This window comes from Parasphingorhabdus sp. JC815, assembly GCF_040717415.1.
Lineage (GTDB): Bacteria > Pseudomonadota > Alphaproteobacteria > Sphingomonadales > Sphingomonadaceae > Parasphingorhabdus.
On sequence record NZ_JBFEFM010000002.1, the window covers coordinates 230,898 to 251,312 of the forward strand.

The following is a 20,415-nucleotide window of genomic DNA, read 5'->3' on the forward strand; positions in this document are numbered from 1 at the left end:
GATCAGCGGCTGGCATCAAAGGGCAGCGAATATCCCTCCAGCCCGGCACGGATTTTGAGTTTGTCGATCTTGCCGGTTGGCCCGAGCGGAATTTCATCGACGAATAATATGTCATCGGGCATCCACCATTTGGCAATTTTCCCGTCAAGATACTGCCTGATGTCCGCTGCATCGGCCTTCGCACCGGCTTTTAACTGACATAGCAATATCGGGCGCTCGTCCCATTTGGGATGCACAACGCCGACGACTGCCGCAATCGCCACTGCATCATGGCCGATCGCGATATTCTCTATTTCGATCGAGCTGATCCACTCGCCGCCTGATTTCACAACATCCTTCGCCCGGTCGGTGATCTGCATATAGCCTTCGCTGTCGATCGTGGACACATCACCTGTGTCAAAAAAACCGTCCTCGTCGAGCACGTTTCCGCCCTCTCCTCCGAAATAGGAAGCTGCAATTGTCGGCCCTTTTATCATCAAGCGCCCCGGCGTTTTTCCGTCATGCGGCAGAGGATTGCCCGCGTCGTCAACCAGTTTCATATCAAGCCCGCAGAGCAAACGCCCCTGCTTGAGCTTATAAGCCATTTGCTCGTCATCCGGCTTGGCAGCGACAGAAGCATTGGGGACGGAAACGGTGCCCAATGGAGAGGTTTCGGTCATGCCCCACCCCTGAACGACATCTACGCCATAATCATCCCGGAAAGTGCGGATCATGGATTCAGGGCAAGCCGAACCGCCAATAGTAACCCGTTCCAGTGTAGTGAACCGCTTGTCATTATCCTGCATATATTCAAGCAGCATTTGCCAAACGGTTGGCACGGCTGCCGAGTAGGTTACGCCCTCTTCCTCAATCAAATTATAGATAGACTCGCCGTCCATGCGCTGCCCGGGCAGCACAAGTTTTGCGCCAACAGCAGGCGCGGAATAAACAACGCCCCAAGCATTGGCATGATACATTGGCACAACAAGCAAAACCGTATCACGGGCTGATAATGCCAGCGCATCGCTCTGTAATGTCATCAAGGCATGAATATAGTTTGACCGGTGTGAATATAGGACGCCTTTAGGATTACCGGTTGTTCCGGACGTATAGCAAAGCCCGCAAGCGCTTTTTTCGTCAAATTCGCCCCAGTCAAATTCTGCCGATTGACCGGAAATCCAATCGTCAAATGCCATCGCAGGGAAACTCGTCTTGGGCATATCCGCGCGGGAGCAGAAAAATACCACTTGCTCAATCGTTGGCACCTGTTCCAGCAATTGTGCAACCAGATCGGCGGTTGATGGATCAGCGATCAAAATACGGCTACCGGCATGCTGCGCGATATAGGAAATTTGCTCGGGAAACAGCCGGGGGTTTAGCGTATGAAGCACCGCCCCCATCCCCGCTGCACCATACCATGCGGCCAAATGTCGCGCGCTGTTCCAACCCATGGTTGCAATCCTGTCGCCCGGCACAATACCTGCTGCACAAAGCGCATTGGACACCCGTTTGGCATCGGCATGGACTGACTTATAATCTGTGCGCGTGACACGGCCCTCGGCATCGCGAGAGATGATTTCCCGGCCACCATGCCAGTTGGCTGCATGATCTATGATCCGGTCGACCGTCAATTGCACATCCTGCATCAGTCCATCCATTTTCCTTGCCTCCCTATTCAAACTTTTCCTGAATCGCTTATATTTTCTGCACTGGCGGACCAACATGAAACACGGCAATAACGCGAACATGACGGTTGAATAAAGCATAGTATGCTAAGCGTTTTTTATTTGCAACGATCTATTGCTTTCACCGCTTGCGCGCTTCACACAGATTGTGGCAATCTGCCTTTCAAATAATCACAGATAAAGCGGGTTCAGCCTATGCGGAAAAACCAACTTATCATCGCGCTGTTTCAACGCTTTTGCTGGATGGATGAAGGCCTGCAAGCGCGGCTGCATGATCGCGGCTGGCCCGGGGTCAGCCGGTCACAATCTATGGTTATGACCAATATAGTCAGCGGGATCGTGCGGCCATCAGATATTGCCCGCAATCTTGGTATTTCGCGGCAGGCCATCCACAGCACGATTAACCAGATGGTGAAACTCGGTATTGTGCAGCTAGATGTGGACCCGCAGGATCGTCGGCACGTGACACTTTCATTGACCGACACCGGGAAAATGATGCGCCGCGATGCCCAACTGGCGATGGACAGTCTAACCTCTCAAATTTCCGATGTCCTTGGTCAGGAGAGATTCGATGCGTTGCTCGAATCTCTCGTTGCCGACTGGGGTGATAACATCGACCATGATAACCGGAAGAGCGCCTGATAGCCCACTTAGTCGTTAAGAGCCGCAGCAACCTTTATCAATCGCGCCGTGGCAATGCTGATCAATGTTGCTGGCAATTCCTCTTTTAACTGGCCATCACTGTCATAAGCCGCATGAGCAGCAGGAATGACAACCTGATCCGGAATCACGACCATCTGGATTGTCGTCAAAATCTCGCGCAAGTGCATGAGCCCGCGCAGACCGCCAAACGGGCTTAGCGATGCCGACATAATGGCGGCGGCTTTACCACGATAGGCCGTTAACGCGACCAGGCCTTCATCTCCGGTTGGCCGCGAGGCCCAATCAATTGCATTTTTTAGCAGCGGCGGGATCGAGCCATTATATTCCGGTGACACCACAAGCAATCCATCCTGTTCGGTCAATAGTTGCTTAAGGCGCAACGCATCTTGCGGAAAATCATTAGCCTCAATCGCAGCGGAATAAAGAGGCAGGTCAAATGTAGCGAGATCAATTTCCGTTACTTCTGCACCGTGGGCTTCCAATTGCGCGATAGCCAGTTTCGCCAGCATCTGGTTATACGATCCTTCACGAATGCTTCCGGTAATTACGGCGATTTTAGTCATGCTTACTCCTACCTAACATACAGGTTATTATTTACTTATTTACGAAATATAGCTGCACCGGCTTGTGCAGTGCAGTTGATATCAGCCCGAAATATTCACGCTTTAATCTCGGATAATGCAGTTAATTGTCGTGTTTCATCGGCCAGATTTTCAATGACGCGCCGCATTAATTCCTGAAGCATTATCACTTCCTCGTCACTCATCCCGCGGGTCGCGATTTCATGGATTTCGGCGTTCATCGGCGCAAGAATCAATTCCAGCTTTTTGGCATGCGGCGTCAGATAGATAAAGGTTTTGCGCCGATCTACGGGCGTTTTCTTGCGAACAATAAAACCGGCCTTTTCCAGACCTTTCAGTGCCACCACGGTGGTTGGTTCGCGCATACCTACCCGCTCGCTCAACTCACGCTGGGTGATTCCATCCTCAAGCCACAATTGCCGCAAGAACCGCCACTGGCCAGCTGACACATTTTGGGTTAATGTGCCGCGCTCCAACAGGCGCGAAAAAGAACGAAACACGATTCGAGCCAGATAGCCGATGCTATTATTCGGATCAGTGTAATATTCCGGGCTATGACGATCGTTCTGTTGTTTCGTGGCCAATATCCAGCTCCCAATATCGTAGGCTTATTCTAGCCGATTCATATCCAAAAAAATACTATCCTTAGAACGCAAAGGGATTCCCAGCAATCTATTCTTTCAATTATAGAGCAAAGGGAAAGGGCCGCAGATATTACCCAAATTTTGACAAGAGACTGGACCCATCAGCCCTTCTCGCTTATCCTGATGTATAGGAAATATGGAGAATCCAGTGAAAAAATTTACGTCTGTCTCGGCTGTGGCTGCGCCTTTGCCTCTGTCAAATGTTGACACTGATCTGATACTCCCCGCCCAATATATGAAGGGCCTGACCCGTGAGGGACTGGGTAAGCATTTTTTCGAATCTGCACGCTTTCATGCCGATGGCTCGGAACGTGCAGAATTTATTCTTAATCACCCGCAATGCCGAAATGCCGAGATTTTGATTACAGACCGCAATTTTGGTTGCGGATCATCACGGGAACATGCGGTTTGGGCCGTCACCGATTTTGGAATACGCTGTATCATTGCGCCGAGCTTTGGTGACATATTCGCTGCCAATGCCCGCAAAAACGGACTTTTGCTGATAAGATTGCCTGATACCGTCTGTCACGACCTGCGCGAAACTATTGTGGCATCAGACTATGCACCGATTACCGTTGATCTTGTTGAGCAGGAAATCATTCTCGCCTCTGGAGAATCTATCGCATTTACTATCGACCCGAATGACCGCTATATCCTGATCGAAGGGCTTGATGACATTGCCCGGTCATTACAACATAGCGACGCGATTAAACGGTTTGAGCAAGCAGCCTAAAGCTTATCGGGATCAATAATATGTCCGGCGATGGCACTGGCAGCGGCCATAGCCGGGCTCATTAAATGTGTCCGGCCGCTTTGCCCCTGCCGGTTTTCAAAATTGCGGTTGGATGTCGATCCACAGCGTTCACCGGGCCGCAATTTGTCGGCATTCATCCCGACACACATTGAACATCCGGGTTGGCGCCATTCAAAACCGGCATCACGAAAAATCTGGTCCAAGCCTTCGGCCTCCGCCTGCATTTTTATCAGACCTGACCCCGGCACAATCATCGCTTCGACATGTGAGGCAACTTTCCGGCCATTTACAATCGCTGCGGCGGCGCGCAAATCCTCGATACGGCTATTCGTACAGCTTCCGATAAATACACGGTCAAGGCGCACCCCGGCAATCGGCATGCCCGGTGACAGGTCCATATAGTCGAGCGCCCGCTGCGCCTCTCCCCTTGCAGTGGGATCGTTCAATGAAGCAGGATCAGGTATCAGTCCATCAATGGCAATTATTTGCGATGGATTGGTCCCCCAGCTGACCATCGAGCGGACTGCGCTTGCCTCGATCACTATTTCACGGTCAAAGACAGCATCTGCATCACTCGATAACAGCTTCCACTGTGCTAGCTTTGCGTCCCATTCTGCGCCAGCTGGTGATGCAGGACGATCCTTCAAATAGGCATAGGTTTTTTCATCAGGAGCCACCAGACCAGCCCTTGCGCCCATCTCTATGCTCAGGTTGCATAATGTCATCCGCGCTTCCATGGACAGGGAACGGATGGCTTCGCCGGTATATTCGACAACATGTCCTGTGGCCCCGTCGACACCGACTTGTTGCAGAATATAGAGCGCCAGATCCTTGGCATAGACATGCGGTGACAATGACCCGGAAATGTGGATACGCATATTGCGGGAACGGCGCTGGCGGATTGTCTGCGTTGCCAGAACATGCTCCACTTCCGACGTCCCGATACCAAAGGCCAGCGCCCCGAATGCTCCATGCGTTGATGTGTGGCTATCTCCGCAAACAATGGTCATGCCGGGTTGTGAACGCCCTTGCTCGGGACCAACCACATGGACAATTCCGTTGCGCGGATCGCCCATCGCAAAACGCTCTATTCCTGCGCGGTCGGCATTTTCTGCCAATGCCTCCAACTGGGCCCGTGCTTCTTCGTCCGTAACAGCGCTTGTACCGGCATCCTGATTGATAGTTGGCACATTATGGTCCGATAGCGCCAAGGCCAATGCCGGCTGCCGGACACTGCGTCCCGCAGCAGCAAGCCCCGAGAATGCCTGCGGTGAGGTGACTTCATGGATTAAATGAAGATCAACATAGATGAGCGTTTCTCCATCATCTTCGGCAACGACATGCGCGTCCCAAATCTTGTCATACAGTGTGCGGGGTGCAGACATAGCCATCAGCTAGATGCAAGGCTACGCAGAGTTTGTGCAGCCGTTCCTATGTCAAAATGCCATTTTATCACGTCAAGATTTCCTTTTTGCCCGCAGCGATAACCACCGGCATGATTCAATATTTCTGTTAGATTTCTAAGTATTTATCGAGAACACACAGATATCTAACCATAATTTCTTATGATTTGCCAGTTTACTTAGCACTTGAAGTATTCATTGTCCATGTTAAGAGCGCGTTTGGGATGCAGAAAATCCGGTCTTGAATGAACCGCATGGAATTGGCTGCGCTCTGACAAATCAACAAACCGGATGCTATGATTATAACGCTATCCGCATTCGGGGGGAAACAAGCGGATATAATGGCCGCTGATAGGGAGAAACTGATGAAAATTCGATTATTATTGCTGTCGACCGCGACGGCTCTTGTTGCACTGCCAGCACATGCGCAGGACCAGATGCCATCAGCTGAGCAGACATCAAGCCAGCCTGCTGCGAATCAGGCTTTTGGCGAGATTGTGGTTACGGCCCAGCGCCGCTCTGAAAGCGTGCAGGACGTGCCGATCGCAATTTCCGCATTTAACGCAGAACTGGTCGAAGCCAGTGGCAGCACCAACATCACCAGTCTCAACGGCCTTGCCCCCAATGTGGTTCTTCAGACACAAGGTCTGGTCGCCAATGTTCCCATGATTTCTATCCGCGGGATGAGCACAGCCGATCCTGATCCCAATGCCGACCCCAAAGTCAGCACGATCATTGATGGCGTATATATTCCGTTCGTATCCAGCACCATGCTCGATCTGTTTGATATTGAGCGTATTGAAGTGCTCAAAGGCCCTCAAGGCGTCTTGTTCGGCAAAAACAATCTTGCCGGAACAATCAACGTCATTTCCGCGCGACCAACCGATGACTTTGGCGGAGAAGTACGCCTTACCGCCGGATCCAATGGTCTGAAACAATTTCGTGGCAAGATTAACAGCGGCCGCTTTGCCGATGATGCTCTTGCGGCGAAGGTGGCTGTAAACTTCCGTGATTATAATGGATATAGCCGCAACGTCATTACCGGCAACAAGCTGAACGGGGCTAATGTCAAATCGGTGCGCGGTGCACTTAATTATGACCGGGGCGGCGCATTTGATTCCACAATTGTGGTTGACTGGCTCAAACAAAAAACAGTTGGCCCGGCTCCTCATGTGCTCGATAATGGCGATCCCAATTGGGACTTGCTACCGAATGAGGTCAAAAACGACATTCGCAAGTCGGCCATCCCGTTTGATCCTATTGCCAATACAGAAAGCTATGGCGGATCATGGACATCAAATCTCGATGTTGGCTACGGCACCATTACTTCCGTGCTTGGCTATCGTCATCTCACTTATGTCACACGCGGCGATTTCGACGGTTTGATCAATCCCGTGCCGGGACTGGATGTAGGCCGTGATTTCTCGGGCGAGTCCAAAAGTGGTGAATTACGCTATGTATCACCCGAAGGTGAGCCAGTAGATTTTGTCGTTGGTGTTTATTACCAGACAGACAAATGGCGGCAGTTTAACACTGTATTTGCCAATCCGGCTGTTACAACATTGGCCCAGTTAAATCAGGACACCGAAAGCTATGCGGCGTTTATGTTGGTCAACGCCCATCCGGCCGATGGATTGACGCTGTCAATGGGTGGCCGTTACAGCCATGACCGCAAAAAATACGACATTGCATCTCAGGTTTTTGTAAATTCCAATCAAATATCATCGTTCCAGAGCAGCCTGGAATCGTCATGGTCAGAATTTACACCGCGCCTGACGGTTAATTATGAAGTCACACCCGATGTCATGGTCTATGCCAATTACTCACAAGGCTATAAAGCCGGAGGATATAATTCACGCGGAACCATACCCGAAAATATCGGGCCATATAATCCGGAACGTGTAAACGCTTATGAGATCGGAGCAAAAACCGATTTATTTGATCGTTTGCTGCGTTTTAATGTTGCGGGTTTTGTGAACAATTACCGTGATCTTCAATCATCAGTAACAAAAATGGGTGTGGTGCGTCCTGAAAATATCACCACCAATGTGGCCGCAGCGAAAATCTATGGTTTCGAGGTTGAGGCGATGTTGCGCCCGACATCCAACTTCACAATCAGCACGAACCTTGCCTATCTGCATGCTCGTTATACTGATTTTTGTGCCGACACAGATGGCGTGTTCACCAACGGTGCGCCTGAACCGCGCCAGTGCGGACCGGCCGAACCGATTTTGATCAACGGCGTCCCGAACGGTACTTTTTCTGTGCCGACCGATTCGACCAACCTTGAGCTTGCTAACGCTCCGAAATGGAGCGGCAGCATAGCGGCTGATTATGTAATCCCGACCAGTTTCGGACAAGTCAAACTACATAGTGACGCCCGCTATTCTGCGCGCTTTAACACTTGGGGCCGCGACAATGATCCGGGCTATTACCGCAAGGAAGTTGTCATGCTGAATGCCAGCATCGCGGTCGCGGGTCATGACGATAAATGGAAGCTCACATTCTATGGATCGAACCTTACCGATCAGGATGTGATCTCGGGAGCAATCTCTGCCGGAGCGACCCCGGTACAGCAATTTTATCAGCCACCACGCGAATTTGGAGTTGATCTCGCCTTTAAATTTTAACCCCCTCGCCTGCGGTGCTATTGTACCGCAGGCGATACCCAAAAGATTATCGGTCAGTTTGATAGACCGGATTACTGGAGAGAAGATATGAGTTGGAACGTAAATCGCCGGAGTTTTGTCGGGGGCATAGGCGCTTTGGCAGCCGCCGGTCTTACGATACCGACCTATGCCAAAAACGGCAAAAAAATGAACGTCCTGATGATCGTCACAGATCAGGAACAAAGCGTCGCCAGCTATCCCGACGGGTTACTGGAAAAACTGCCTGCCCACCGCGAATTGATGGAACGCGGCATGCTCGTTGAAAATTACCATGTCCACACGACGCCTTGTTCGCCGTCACGTTCGACAATTTTCCAGGCCCATCACACACAACAAACGGGAATGTTTCTTAACAGCGACAGGCCACCCTATCCCGTCCCTGCAGAAGACATGCCTACGCTTGGCCATATGATGCAGGCTGCAGGCTATTACACGAGCTATAAAGGCAAGTGGCATCTCAGCCGTATCAATCATGAACGCAATTGGCCACGCGTCACTGGCAAGATATATCCCACCACCGAAGATTACATGGTAAAATACGGTTTCCATGATTATGGTTTTGACGGTGAGGAACTGGGGCTGACATGGGACGGCTATCGGTCGGACATGTTTGTTGCCGCTGATGCCTCACGCAGCATTTTCGATTATGTTCGGCGTGACAAAGCGGGTGGGAAACCGTGGTTTCAGGTCGTCGGCCTCGTCAACCCGCACGACATCATGTTCTATGATGCAACAGGAAATCAGGCAGAAAGCCGGCCTCACCCCGATATTCTCGGCCCGTTGCGCCGTGAACCGGGCGACCCGCTATACGAAGTTGATAACAAGTTCGACCTGCCCGAAAGTTTTTACAAGGACGATCTTTCGACCAAGCCGGAAGCACATCGTGCAATCGTGGAATTTAATAATTTCTTCTATGGAGAAATGCGCCATGATGACGAAGCGTCATGGCATCGCTTTATCAACTATTATTACAACTGCTTGCGCGACGTTGATCGCCGCATAGCGCAACTGCTCTGGGCGCTGAAAGAAAGCGGCCAGATTGATAATACGATCATAATATACACCAGCGACCACGGCGAGCGCGCCGGCGCCCATGGCATGCGCCAAAAGGGCGCGACGATGTATCGCGAAGAAACCAATATTCCGATGATTATCGCGCATCCGGATTTCCCCGGCGGACGTACGACCAAAGGCCTGATGGGGGCAATTGACATCGCGCCGACATTGATGAGCCTTGCCGGCATGTCAGGCAGCGAAATGGCGGGCCGCTTTCCCGGCCTGCCCGGTCTGGACGTATCTGACCTGCTCACTGCGCCCGACAAACCAACCGCTCGCGACAAACGAGGGCATTTGTTCAACTATGCCGTAGCGCATTATTGGGAACCATTACCCAAAGAGCAGGCAGGACCGCCAATGCCGGAAAAGGGCGAGCTTGATTTTACCAAATTATATGACCTGTCGAAACGGCGGCTTCATCGCGGGGTTCATGACGGCAAATATAAATTCGCCCGTTATTTTGCACCGGCCCATCATCACACGCCGACCGATTGGGAAACGCTGAACCGGATGAATGATCTGGAGCTATATGATACCCATGCCGACCCGAATGAGCTGGTCAATCTTGCGAATGACCCCAAATATCGCGCCACAGTCCTACGGCTGAACAAAATGGTCAACGCGCTGATTGAACATGAAATCGGTGTCGATGATGGCCGCGAATATCCCGGACCAACGGAGATATATAACCAACCCGCTTAAAACATATCCGGCCCGGACAATATTCTACTATAAAATCATACTGCCGGGCGATGATCCACCATCAATTCTGCGAGAAATATTTTGATTGATCTTTCGTTTCACGCCGCCAAATTACGCAGCGCTTATGCAGGGCCGACTATCGCGCCGCTTCGCCATAGCGAGCCGCAGGCGAGCGTGGACGACGCCTATGCGATACAGGCATTGAACCGGGACCATTGGGTGCAGCAAGGGCGCCGCATTACCGGTGCTAAAATTGGCCTGACATCCAAAGCTGTGCAAAAGCAGCTTGGCGTGGACCAGCCCGATTTCGGGATATTATTTGCTGATATGGCGGTTAGCGATGATGGCGTGATACCAGCAGGTAAATTGCTACAGCCTAAAGTCGAAGCAGAAATCGCCTTCTGCCTTGCCCGCGATATTACTGTCGTGGGCGAAGATAGCATGGAACTGGCCGATGCCATTTCCTATGCGCTTCCCGCGCTTGAAATTGTCGACAGCCGGGTAGCTGATTGGGATATCACCTATGTCGATACGGTGGCGGATAATGCCTCCTCGGGAATGTACATCCTTGGCAAGCAGCAAGTGGAACTTTCGGACATAGATCTTATCGGTTCCACGATGCGGATGGAGAAAAACGGCGTGCTTGCCTCGGAAGGCAGCGGCGCGGCCTGTCTGGGCAATCCATTGTATGCACTTGCCTGGCTCGCTTCGATACGCATTACGCAGGGCAGCCCGCTGAAGGCCGGCGACATCATCCTTTCAGGCGCATTGGGGCCAATGGTTGCTGCGCTGCCCGGTGACAGTTTCAGCGCTGAGATTGATGGTCTGGGCGGGATCAGCCTACGGTTTGCTGACTGATCCCTGCAAATCATATAATCAAATCTTGCCCAATGTTTCCTTGCGCGGCCCAAGATAGCCAAACAGATAGGCCGCAACTTTACGCATCTGGATTTCTTCTGCGCCCTCGGTAATGCGGTAGCGGCGATGGTGGCGATAGATATGTTCGAACGGTTTGTGCCGGGAATAGCCCATGCCGCCATGAACCTGCATCGCCCGATCAGCAGCCTCGCAGCACAGCCGGTTAGCCCAGTAATTGCACATTGATACGCGGTCCGACAATTGATGCTCAATCTCTTTATGCGGCATATTGTCCATTTCCCATGCGGTCTTGTGAATTAACAGACGCAGCATTTCGGTCTGTGTTTTCAGTTCGACAAGCGGAAACTGGATGGCTTGATTTTTTGCCAGCGCCTGCCCGAAAGGTTTGCGTTCACGGGCATATTTCACGCTTTCCTCGATACAAAATACCGCCGCTCCCAATGATGACGCCGCCTGACGGATGCGGTTTTGATGGACGAAACTCTGCGCTATCGACAATCCGCCATCGACCGGACCAAGCCGCGCGCTATCGGGAACCCATACATCGGTAAAGGTCATGTGCGGATGGTCCGTCGGCATGTTGAACGTCCACATATATTCATCGACCGTCATTCCCGGCGTGCCCGTGGGAACCAGCAGACAGGAAATACCCTTTGCATCGCCGTCATCCCCGCTTGTGCGGCAAAAGGTTGCACAATGGCTTGCAACATGCATGCCGGTAATCCACATTTTGCGCCCGTTAATCAGCCAGCCTGCAACGCCGTCGCGGGTTTCGCGGACTGCTCGCGTTTCCATATGGGTCGCATCGCTGCCATGATCGGGCTCTGTCAGACCAAAGGCCGTGCGCCTCGTCCCTTCGAACTCTCCCAAAATAAATTCCTGCTTCTGCTCATCGCTATTCGCAAATTGCTCGAACATGGCGACAAACGGGAAATTACCGACAATGCTATGTTCGTTCTGTAAATCATTGTGCAGGCCCAGCCCCTTGGCAGTTAAATGTTCGCGGATGACTGCCATCCACAGATTGGATCCATCCTTGCCGCCATATTTCTTGGGCGCAGAAAACCGCCAATGACCAGCGGCATCGGCCTTGCGCGTCGCTTGTTTGAGCAAGTCCTCCCATTCTTCGCGCGGCAGACCCTGATTGTCCCAGTCGGTCCGGCTATGTTCGCGGCGATGGTCAAAGAAGCGGATATTGTCGTCGACTTGTTCAAGGGGCTTGATCTCCGCCTCGATAAACGCATCCAGTTCATCAAGATAGGCCTGCAAGTCATCCGGTATGGAAAAATTCATCATCTACTCCTTTTGATTTCATGTGCCGTGGACTATTTGCCCCATAGGTTGCGTGCACAGGCAAGCGCGGCATATTTCGGGCTATCAACCGCACATTTATCGAGAGCGCTACGCCGTAGCTGCGCCAGCACCCCGGAATCCGCAAGCGTCACCGCGCCGGTCAATATGGCATCCGTCTGCGCCTTGTCTTCGGCGGATACATTCGCATCAAGATCACGCATAACAATACCTAGCGCGTTCATAGCAACGGCAACCTCGAATTTTGCATGGCCGCTTGTTCCAGGCTTTATTGTATCTCTTAACCAGTCGCGCACAGCCTGAACAATCTCTTGCGTTGCCGGTTCCCCGTTTGGTTTTGGCGGAGCGGCGGGGGAAGATGGTAACGCCCGGTTTCTTTCGGCCTCCGGCGCCTCACCTTCCAATAGCATCAGCAAATCAAGTTCCTGCTCGGCGGTCCGCCGACCAATCACGACGCGCTCGACAGTCGCATCGGCTCCGCTCCGCCATGCCTCGCCCATTTGCAGGCAACCAAGCGCCCACCACAGGGTGCGGAATATGAGCCAGAAATGAAAGCGCTGCGGATCAACTGCTGCGCCGCCAGCTTGTCGATAGGCCGCAAAATATTCCTCCAGCGCGCCAACTCCGAACGCTGGCCGGTCAAGCTGGCCAAAACGCCAAACGGTCATGCAGCCATAAGCAAGATCGTCATGCGGGTCGCCAAGATGCGACAGTTCCCAGTCCAGCACACCGGCAAGACCGTTTTCGTCCACCATGATATTACCCATGCGGTAGTCACCGTGAACGAGCACGGATGCAGCCGGTTCGGGCAGATTATCTTCACACCATTTGATCGCCAGAGCGATGATCGGCCGGTCGCCACCATAATCGAGAAAGCGTTGTTTATATTCGGCTAGTTCCGCGGCAATATCCAACGCCGGGATCGCTGCCGGGATCCTGTCTGCGGGAACAGCATGGATGCGTGCAAGTTCACGGCCAAGGTCACTCAGCAGCGAAGGCGGCGGCGCGGCCAGTATCTTGGCGGGATTAACCTCCCCGATGATACGCCGCATGATATAGCCGGTTCCCATGCCGTCCTGATCACCAAGCACGCCAATGACTTCGGGTGCTTTCACTCCTGCATCATGGGCAGCTATTACCAGTGCCGCCTCGTCCACATGGGCGTAAGGGCGCCCTTCCATATAATCCGCTGATGGCGCACGGCGCAGTACATAAGCGCGGGGACTATCGCCTGCATCCCAGTCAAACGCCCAGCTTTCCATGTTTGCTCCGCCCGACAGACGGTCCAGAGCGGACAGAACACCGGGACCAGCGACGCGGGTCATGAAGGTTGAGAGTAATGACGAGAGTTCCGTCTTGCCAAGAACAGTCATAAAATGGCTAACCCACCGGATATGGGGCAGTGTATAGGCCGCTGATAACTTCTGTTTCGATCTTCACTATAGACTTGCATCCAGCCTCCCATTTACTTAGAATACTATCTATATCTTATGCATTATCTTACCACAAGTGGATAGATTGAATTGCAAGTGGTTATGAATGGGGAGAACCACAATCTTGTACATTTTTATATCCACTGAAAAGCGCATGAATTGCCCCTCGTTAGAAATCGATATATCCGGGCAAATATTGCATCTGCAAGCTGCTTTATTATTAGCCGGACTTGATAAAGCAATATGAATCCTATCTGGCTTCCCGCCGCCATGCTGGGCGGGCTGTTTCAGGCATGGCGCACTGCGCTTCAACAGCGTCTGCGCTCTGAACTCAGTGTTAGCGCAGCGGGGCTTGTCCGTTATCTCTATGGCCTGCCCTTTGCTATGGGTTTTCTGGCGATCTGGCTATGGGTGCAAGACGGCTACATCCCTCCGCTAAAGCTCAGCTTTATTGGTTTCGCGGCACTTGGCGGCATCGGCCAAATGGCAGGAACAATATTGCTCATTATGGCATTTGGCCATCGCGGTTTTGTTGTCGGCACAGCCTTTTCAAAAACCGAAGCAATGCAGGTCGCGCTCGTCACCGCGCTGCTTTTTGATGAACGTCTGCCTCTACTTGCATGGCTCGGGATTGTCGCTGGTGTCGCAGGCATCTTGATACTGGCGCTGGCAGGACGGGGGATAAAGACCCGGCAGCTCATACAAGCATTGGCACAGCCCGCAGCGCTTTGCGGTCTTGGCGCGGGGTCCATGTTCGCTATTGCAGCAATCGCCATTAAACTGGCAACAGCAGAACTCTCGCAAGCCGGCATAATCGGGTCCGCGATGATCACACTTGTCGCGGTCATGGCCATTCAGAGCAGTGTTCATCTTATCTGGATAATCTTGCGTGACCGGCCGGCCTTATATGACGTGGTGCAGTCATGGCGAACATCAAATCAGGTCGGCTTATTATCCGCGCTTGGTTCTGCATGTTGGTATATAGGCTTTGCGGTTGCGCCTGCTGCGCTCGTGCGAATTGTCGGGCAGGTAGAAATTATTTTTACCGTCGGCTTTGCACATTTCTATCTGCGCGAACCCGTAAAATGGCACGAAGCAGCGGGATTGTTTCTGGTAGTGAGCGGCGTTGTCCTTGCGTTGCTCGCTACGCTGTAAAACATAAAACTTAAAAACGGCACCTCCGGTTATTGGAACAAGTGGACATAGAATAGTTTCAAGACGTTCAGTATGGCGATGATATGCAGCCTGTTGAGGGGATGTTATCTTTGGTTCTTGTCTTTCGCTGAATTGGGCGAATATTCTATTTAGTTAAAATACTAAGTGGTTAAGCAATATTTACAAATTCATCCCCAGATGAACGGTAATACCAGCTGACAATTAGGTCACACCTTATAGGAAATAATAACGCATTATTCGATTACAGTTTGTAATCTAGCAAGTGTTGGATAAACTTGGATGCATAAAAAATAACTTTTGGGAGAGTATATTATGAAAGCTGGTTTAAGACTATCTGCATGTGCATTCGCGATGGCGGCAATTTCGTCTGCTCCCATTTACGCGCAATCTGCAACGGGAGAAAATACCGGATCAGCCCAAGCTGAACAGCGCGCTTCGGTTTTTGATGACAATATTATCGTGGTGACCGCACAGGGCCGGACACAGGCCTTATCCGATGTTCCCATCGCTGTTTCAGCCGTCGGGGCAGAACAATTGGAAAAAAGCGGTGCCACCGATATTCGTGAATTAAACCAGCTCGCGCCGTCGCTGCTCGTTTCCTCGACCGGCAATGAAGCCAATGGCTCCGCCCGTATCCGCGGCATTGGCACCGTGGGCGACAATCCCGGTCTGGAAAGCTCGGTCGCCGTGTTCATTGACGGTGTTTACCGCTCGCGCAGCGGTAACGCGCTTAGCGAGCTTGGTCCGATTGACCGGGTTGAAATCCTGCGCGGACCACAAGGGACACTTGGCGGACGCAACTCATCCGCTGGCATGATCAACATTGCCACAGCGCAGCCGGAATTTACATTTTCCGGACATGCTGCGGCGACCTATGGCAATTATGACCAAATTCGTCTGGAAGGTGGCGTAAATGCTCCTTTAAGCGAGAATATCGCAGCCCGTATTGATGGCGTTTTCCTGAAACGGGATGGCTTCTATAATGATGTTGTAAACGATACCGATGTTAACAATAAAGACCGTTATCTTGTTCGTGGCCAATTGCTCATCGAGCCCAGCGAGACACTGTCCGTCCGTTTGATTGGCGATTATTCGAAAAAGGATGAATCCTGTTGTGCGGCGACATTTGTGCAGCCCGAGTTTGCACCGCTGGCACGTGTTAGCCCCGGTCTGGATGGCTTTACCCGCCCGCAACCGGGTGCTCCCGCCCTCACCGATCCGGCGAACCCGATCATTCCGGTGCTGTTGGCTCTGGGCCAAAATCCTAACGCACTGAACCAGAGCACGTTCAACCGGGACATATATATTACGCCGGGCCGCTCCTATGCAGGAGAGACAGAGGATTATGGCGTTTCCGCAGAGATCAATGCAGAATTGGGTAATATAAACCTGACATCTATCACGGCTTATCGTGAATATTCCAACTTTCAGGCCTCTGACACGGATTACACCGGCGTGGATATCCTCTACCGCGAGCCCAATAGAAATGCCGGTGCGCGTGAGTTTAAAACTTTCACGCAGGAATTAAGGCTGCAAGGATCATTGTTCGATGACAAGCTGGATTGGCTGATCGGTGGTTTCTATGCCAACGAAAAACTTGAGGTGCGCGATAATCTGCGTTTCGGCACACAATATGGGGCTTTTGCACCATGCCGGGTCGTCAATGCGGTTAACCCTGCTCTTGCCTCACCCACCAGCACCGGATGCTTGAGCGCCGGTGGGCGAGCAGCATTATTGGCTGCTAACGGGGGTGCAGGTGCCTTTGGTCCCGCAACCCCGCTGATCTTCGCCGGTCTGGATAATCTGGCGCAGATAAACGACCGTGGCGGCACGGGCGATATTTATAACCAGAAAAGCGAGAATTTCGCGTTTTTCACGCATAATATTTTCCACGTTACCGACAAGCTCGACCTGACTGTGGGGCTGCGCTACACCAACGAAACCAAGGATTTCGACGCTACCTTTGGCAATGACAACACCATGTGCCCCACTCAGCGGGCATTATTTACACCTTTGCTGGGTGGTCCGCTCAATGCATTGGCTGCCGGTATAATCGGCCTATCCTGTCAGGGTAATTCCACCTCGGAACTTGACGGTGTTTCGCTAAGCGATAGCCGCAACGAGAATGAATTTACCGGCACGGCCATTCTGTCTTATAAACCGACAGAAAATCTGATGCTTTATGGCAGCTATTCGCGCGGTTACAAAGCAGGTGGTTTTAACCTTGACCGATCTGCTTTGACAAAGTCGACACTGGTTAATCCTGCTGTTGCCGGGGACACCGCCAACCTGCAATTTGATCAGGAAACGGTGGACGCATTTGAAATTGGTGCAAAATATTCAACGCGGGAATTTTCTCTGAGCGTAGCGGCTTTCCGTCAACAATTTGACAGTTTCCAGCTCAACACGTTCAATGGATCTGTGTTCCTGGTTCAGAATATCAACTCGTGTAGCGATGATTTGGGCGGTGCCGATCGAGACACTGACGGAACGACAGGTGCTTGTAATCCCGATAACGTCAAATATGGCGTTGTAGCTCAGGGACTTGAGATGGAAGCCTCTCTCAACCCCATCCGTGATCTTAATGTCACCATGGGCCTGACATACACCGACACCAGTTATGAAAATAATCTGGTTGGCCGTGATACCGGAACTCCGCTTGATCCGGCTCTGCGCCTGCTTCCGGGGGATAATCTCTCCAACGCTCCGGAACTCACCGCTACCGCATCTCTTTCCTATACGCCGCCAATCGGTAATAGCGGTATGTCTGGTCTGTTCTATATTAACGCCCGTACAACCGGTGATTATAATACCGGATCGGACTTGCTGTTTGGTAAGGAACAAGACGGCTACACGCTGGTAAACGCACGTATCGGTCTACGCGGTCCAGACGGCAGATGGTCGATAGAAGGATGGGCGCAAAACCTGTTCGATGTTGATTATACGCAAGTTGCCTTCAACACGCCATTTGTCGCTTCTCAGCAAACTTACTCGGCTTTCCTTGCTGAACCAAGAACATATGGTATCACCGTTCGCGGGCGTTTCTAAAACGATAGCGTCGATTAGGCTATGACCTTAAATTAAAGCGTGCGGCCTTGATAAAACGGGCCGCACGCTTTTTTGATGGTCTTTTATTGGGCTATTTTCTGATTGACCTGACAGTTTTTTCGCTCGCCTTATTTTTCTCTAATAGCTTGGGATCGAACCAGACAGGTTTCAGCTTTTTATCCACAAACAGCTTCATCTGATCCGTATAATGCGGACTATCGGGCCGCGTTGTGGCAGAACCGAACGGCTGGATTGAGCGGGACGATACCTTCCCCGTTTTATCCCATTCAACAAACATTATATAACTGTCACCGTGGCGCACAGACAGCCGCCCGTCATCGTCCACGTCCCACAGGGTAGAAGCGCGGATCGTGTCATTGCCCCCGTCAATCGGTAGATCGACCTCCCCCTGACGCAGACGCAAGACATCAAGCATCGGCGGATCAATCTTGCCGAAATATTTATTCAGATGATCAACCGTTTCCTGTAATATTACCTTAGGGTCAGGGACTTTACCGCGTTGGTAATGGGCTTTGTTAGCAGGGCGCAGCACCATTAGCGCGAGCGTGTCGGCAGCCCCCTTGCCATCAAGGTTCCAATCCCATTTGGCGAGGAGCGCCTGTACCTTGGCCAGTTGCGGATGATCTTTCAGATCCAGCGCAGCAATCTTGTCCATCCAGTCTTTCGCATATCCCGCCCGAACATAGGCCGTATCATATTTGATCCGCCGGATTTCCGCATCACTGATTCTACCATCCGCTGCAATGGCGGCTTCGAGTAACTGGATCGACCGCCGCGAGCGGTTGGTCTGGTCATCCTCTATCCCCATGAGCGGCGAGAAAGTGTCGCGTTTTAGCTCATTGCCCGGCCCCGCTGCAATATAGGGCGTGTTATTCGCATTCATGACATAGCCCGATGCCGGGTTGATCAGCGCCGGAACCCGCGTGAAAGGCAGGGTATTTTGCCATAGTGCCTTGGAATTATCGCCGGGAAGCACGGTGCGCCAATCAAATCCGGGGGAACGGTCCGGAAACATCGCGTTATAAAACATTCCGATATTGCCCTTGGCATCGGCATAAATAAAATTCGTCGCCGGAACGCCCTGCCCCGCCATTGCTGCTTGCCATTCGGAGAAATCGCGGGCTTTGTTAATCCGGTAATATTGTGTGAGCATATCGAGTTGATCCATGCCCGCATAGCGCAACGCGTAAGCACCGCTATCGTTTCGGATAACCGGCCCGTGAACAGAGCGGTAAACCATTTTCGGATAGGGGATGACAAATGGCCCATATTTGATCTTCAGCCAGATATGTTTCTTACCCAGCGGCAACCACTCACCATCAAAACGATAAGCAGTGCCTTTTTCGTTCAGCGTCAGTTTGTAAATATCGATAAGATCGGGACGGTTCACTGTGTTGGTCCAACCCAGATGCTTGTTATGTCCCAGAAACGGGAAAGGCGATCCCGGGAAATTGGCTCCGGCGAAATCCCACCCCTCATCACTATGCACGACCAGCTCATACCAGGCGACATTGCCGCGCAAAGGCTGATGTGAATTGGAAATCAGACGGGTCTTTCCTTCAACCGACAGCTTTGGCGCAAGTGCATAGCCGTTGGAACCATTTTCATCCGGGTCAGAGCCTACCGGCGTTACAATTTTATCCTCGCTCAGCGGATGCACCGTGCGGTTTTCAACCGGGGCAGACAGGCTTGGACCACCTTCACGGCGCAGCGGCCTATTCTCGATCAGTGCCTGTATCGGTGTATTCAATCCAAAGAAAAACGGGGACCGCAAGACAAAACCGGCGGCAATATCACGCCCATTGACCGGAAACAGTTTTGACAGGCTGATTTCTTCGGGATGTTCGTCAGCATAAGCATTCAGACCCGAAGCATAACCATCGAGCACCCCCCGCACATTCGCTGGCAAGCCATCATATTGACGCTCCACCGTGCCGCCTACATCCAGTAGCGCAGCAACATAATCAACCGGAGCAGCATCAGCGCCGTTGAGCGTTGCCAGTCGCCCGCGTGTCATCGCTGTCACCTCTTGCAAGGTCGCAAAATCATCCTCGGCATGGGCATAGGCTACGCCATAGGCTACATCGGCGTCTGTCTTGCCAAAAATATGCGGAACACCGAAATTATCGCGGACAATCCGCGCTTCATAATCACGCGATGGCGGCGGTGTTTCAGGCGAAACACCAAGCGGTTCCCATATCATCAGGCCAGTGGCAATAACGGCCAAAAATACTAAGAAAACCAAGCCCGCGCGCTTTAATAGTTTCACTTGTTTTTCCTTCCGCGAGGCGGTGATTTATTGTTAGCCCCTTTTACTCATCGCCGGACTTACCATATAAGTTACAGATAAACAGTCGTTATTGACGGCACTATAACTGAATAGAAAACTATACTGACTAGACGAACAAACT

At 51.9% G+C, this 20,415-nt stretch carries 14 protein-coding genes; 7 read left to right on the forward strand and 7 right to left on the reverse strand.

Features of this window, described 5'->3' with window-relative positions:
* Positions 1-2 precede the first annotated feature (2 nt).
* Positions 3-1,637 carry a long-chain-fatty-acid--CoA ligase gene (locus tag AB1K62_RS06935; protein ID WP_367002414.1) on the reverse strand — a complete coding sequence of 545 codons (1,635 nt, stop codon included), beginning with the start codon at positions 1,635-1,637 and terminating at the stop codon, positions 3-5.
* 222 nt (positions 1,638-1,859) lie between these two features.
* On the opposite strand from AB1K62_RS06935, the gene AB1K62_RS06940 reads away from it, so the two are divergent.
* The gene (locus AB1K62_RS06940; protein WP_367002416.1) at positions 1,860-2,306 is read left to right on the forward strand and encodes a MarR family winged helix-turn-helix transcriptional regulator; all 447 of its coding nucleotides are present in this window, start codon (positions 1,860-1,862) and stop codon (positions 2,304-2,306) included.
* An 8-nt stretch (positions 2,307-2,314) separates the two neighbouring features.
* On the opposite strand, the gene AB1K62_RS06945 is transcribed toward AB1K62_RS06940, so the two are convergent.
* Both AB1K62_RS06945 and AB1K62_RS06950 read right to left on the reverse strand, forming a co-directional pair.
* On the reverse strand, positions 2,315-2,890 hold the full coding sequence (locus AB1K62_RS06945; RefSeq protein ID WP_367002417.1) for an NAD(P)H-dependent oxidoreductase: 576 nt from the start codon (positions 2,888-2,890) through the stop codon (positions 2,315-2,317).
* Positions 2,891-2,985: 95 nt separating this feature from the next.
* Positions 2,986-3,492: a MarR family winged helix-turn-helix transcriptional regulator gene (locus AB1K62_RS06950; protein ID WP_367002419.1), complete on the reverse strand. Its 507-nt coding sequence runs from the start codon at positions 3,490-3,492 to the stop codon at positions 2,986-2,988.
* A gap of 208 nt (positions 3,493-3,700) precedes the next feature.
* On the opposite strand from AB1K62_RS06950, the gene leuD reads away from it, so the two are divergent.
* Positions 3,701-4,285: a 3-isopropylmalate dehydratase small subunit gene (leuD, locus tag AB1K62_RS06955; RefSeq protein ID WP_367002421.1), complete on the forward strand. Its 585-nt coding sequence runs from the start codon at positions 3,701-3,703 to the stop codon at positions 4,283-4,285.
* On the opposite strand, the gene leuC is transcribed toward leuD, so the two are convergent.
* Positions 4,282-5,691 carry a 3-isopropylmalate dehydratase large subunit gene (leuC, locus tag AB1K62_RS06960; RefSeq protein WP_367002423.1) on the reverse strand — a complete coding sequence of 470 codons (1,410 nt, stop codon included), beginning with the start codon at positions 5,689-5,691 and terminating at the stop codon, positions 4,282-4,284. The two genes, leuD and leuC, sit on opposite strands and share 4 nt — an antisense overlap.
* Before the next feature lie 383 nt (positions 5,692-6,074).
* On the opposite strand from leuC, the gene AB1K62_RS06965 reads away from it, so the two are divergent.
* The 3 genes from AB1K62_RS06965 (at position 6,075) to AB1K62_RS06975 (ending at position 10,994) form a co-directional block, all read left to right on the forward strand.
* Positions 6,075-8,339, forward strand: coding sequence for a TonB-dependent receptor (locus tag AB1K62_RS06965; protein WP_367002425.1), 2,265 nt, complete (start codon positions 6,075-6,077; stop codon positions 8,337-8,339).
* Positions 8,340-8,426: 87 nt separating this feature from the next.
* Positions 8,427-10,136 (forward strand): sulfatase-like hydrolase/transferase, encoded by a 1,710-nt coding sequence (locus tag AB1K62_RS06970; RefSeq protein ID WP_367002427.1) that lies wholly within the window; start codon positions 8,427-8,429, stop codon positions 10,134-10,136.
* Positions 10,137-10,217: 81 nt separating this feature from the next.
* Positions 10,218-10,994 (forward strand): fumarylacetoacetate hydrolase family protein, encoded by a 777-nt coding sequence (locus tag AB1K62_RS06975; protein WP_367002429.1) that lies wholly within the window; start codon positions 10,218-10,220, stop codon positions 10,992-10,994.
* 18 nt (positions 10,995-11,012) lie between these two features.
* Here AB1K62_RS06975 and AB1K62_RS06980 read toward each other — a convergent pair whose 3' ends face one another.
* Together AB1K62_RS06980 and AB1K62_RS06985 are read right to left on the reverse strand one after the other, a co-directional pair.
* Positions 11,013-12,308, reverse strand: a complete 1,296-nt coding sequence (locus AB1K62_RS06980; protein WP_367002791.1) for an acyl-CoA dehydrogenase family protein — start codon at positions 12,306-12,308, stop codon at positions 11,013-11,015.
* 32 nt (positions 12,309-12,340) lie between these two features.
* Entirely contained in the window at positions 12,341-13,699 is a 1,359-nt protein-coding gene (locus AB1K62_RS06985; RefSeq protein WP_367002431.1) for a phosphotransferase family protein, read from the reverse strand.
* A gap of 303 nt (positions 13,700-14,002) precedes the next feature.
* Here AB1K62_RS06985 and AB1K62_RS06990 point away from each other — a divergent pair, with 303 nt between their 5' ends.
* Entirely contained in the window at positions 14,003-14,914 is a 912-nt protein-coding gene (locus AB1K62_RS06990) for a DMT family transporter (RefSeq protein ID WP_367002433.1), read from the forward strand.
* Between the two features lie 333 nt (positions 14,915-15,247).
* Positions 15,248-17,983 carry a TonB-dependent receptor gene (locus tag AB1K62_RS06995; RefSeq protein WP_367002434.1) on the forward strand — a complete coding sequence of 912 codons (2,736 nt, stop codon included), beginning with the start codon at positions 15,248-15,250 and terminating at the stop codon, positions 17,981-17,983.
* 91 nt (positions 17,984-18,074) lie between these two features.
* On the opposite strand, the gene AB1K62_RS07000 is transcribed toward AB1K62_RS06995, so the two are convergent.
* Complete coding sequence (locus AB1K62_RS07000; RefSeq protein ID WP_367002436.1) at positions 18,075-20,273, reverse strand: acylase; 2,199 nt, start codon at positions 20,271-20,273, stop codon at positions 18,075-18,077.
* Positions 20,274-20,415: the final 142 nt, after the last annotated feature.

Excerpts from the sequence above, each read along its gene's own strand:
- AB1K62_RS06935 (WP_367002414.1), bottom strand. The coding sequence starts at position 1,637 with ATGGATGGACTGATGCAGGATGTGCAATTGACGGTCGACCGGATCATA.
- AB1K62_RS06940 (WP_367002416.1), top strand. The coding sequence starts at position 1,860 with ATGCGGAAAAACCAACTTATCATCGCGCTGTTTCAACGCTTTTGCTGG.
- AB1K62_RS06945 (WP_367002417.1), bottom strand. The coding sequence starts at position 2,890 with ATGACTAAAATCGCCGTAATTACCGGAAGCATTCGTGAAGGATCGTAT.
- leuC (WP_367002423.1), bottom strand. The coding sequence starts at position 5,691 with ATGTCTGCACCCCGCACACTGTATGACAAGATTTGGGACGCGCATGTC.
- AB1K62_RS06965 (WP_367002425.1), top strand. The coding sequence starts at position 6,075 with ATGAAAATTCGATTATTATTGCTGTCGACCGCGACGGCTCTTGTTGCA.
- AB1K62_RS06970 (WP_367002427.1), top strand. The coding sequence starts at position 8,427 with ATGAGTTGGAACGTAAATCGCCGGAGTTTTGTCGGGGGCATAGGCGCT.
- AB1K62_RS06980 (WP_367002791.1), bottom strand. The coding sequence starts at position 12,308 with ATGAATTTTTCCATACCGGATGACTTGCAGGCCTATCTTGATGAACTG.
- AB1K62_RS06985 (WP_367002431.1), bottom strand. The coding sequence starts at position 13,699 with ATGACTGTTCTTGGCAAGACGGAACTCTCGTCATTACTCTCAACCTTC.
- AB1K62_RS06990 (WP_367002433.1), top strand. The coding sequence starts at position 14,003 with ATGAATCCTATCTGGCTTCCCGCCGCCATGCTGGGCGGGCTGTTTCAG.
- AB1K62_RS06995 (WP_367002434.1), top strand. The coding sequence starts at position 15,248 with ATGAAAGCTGGTTTAAGACTATCTGCATGTGCATTCGCGATGGCGGCA.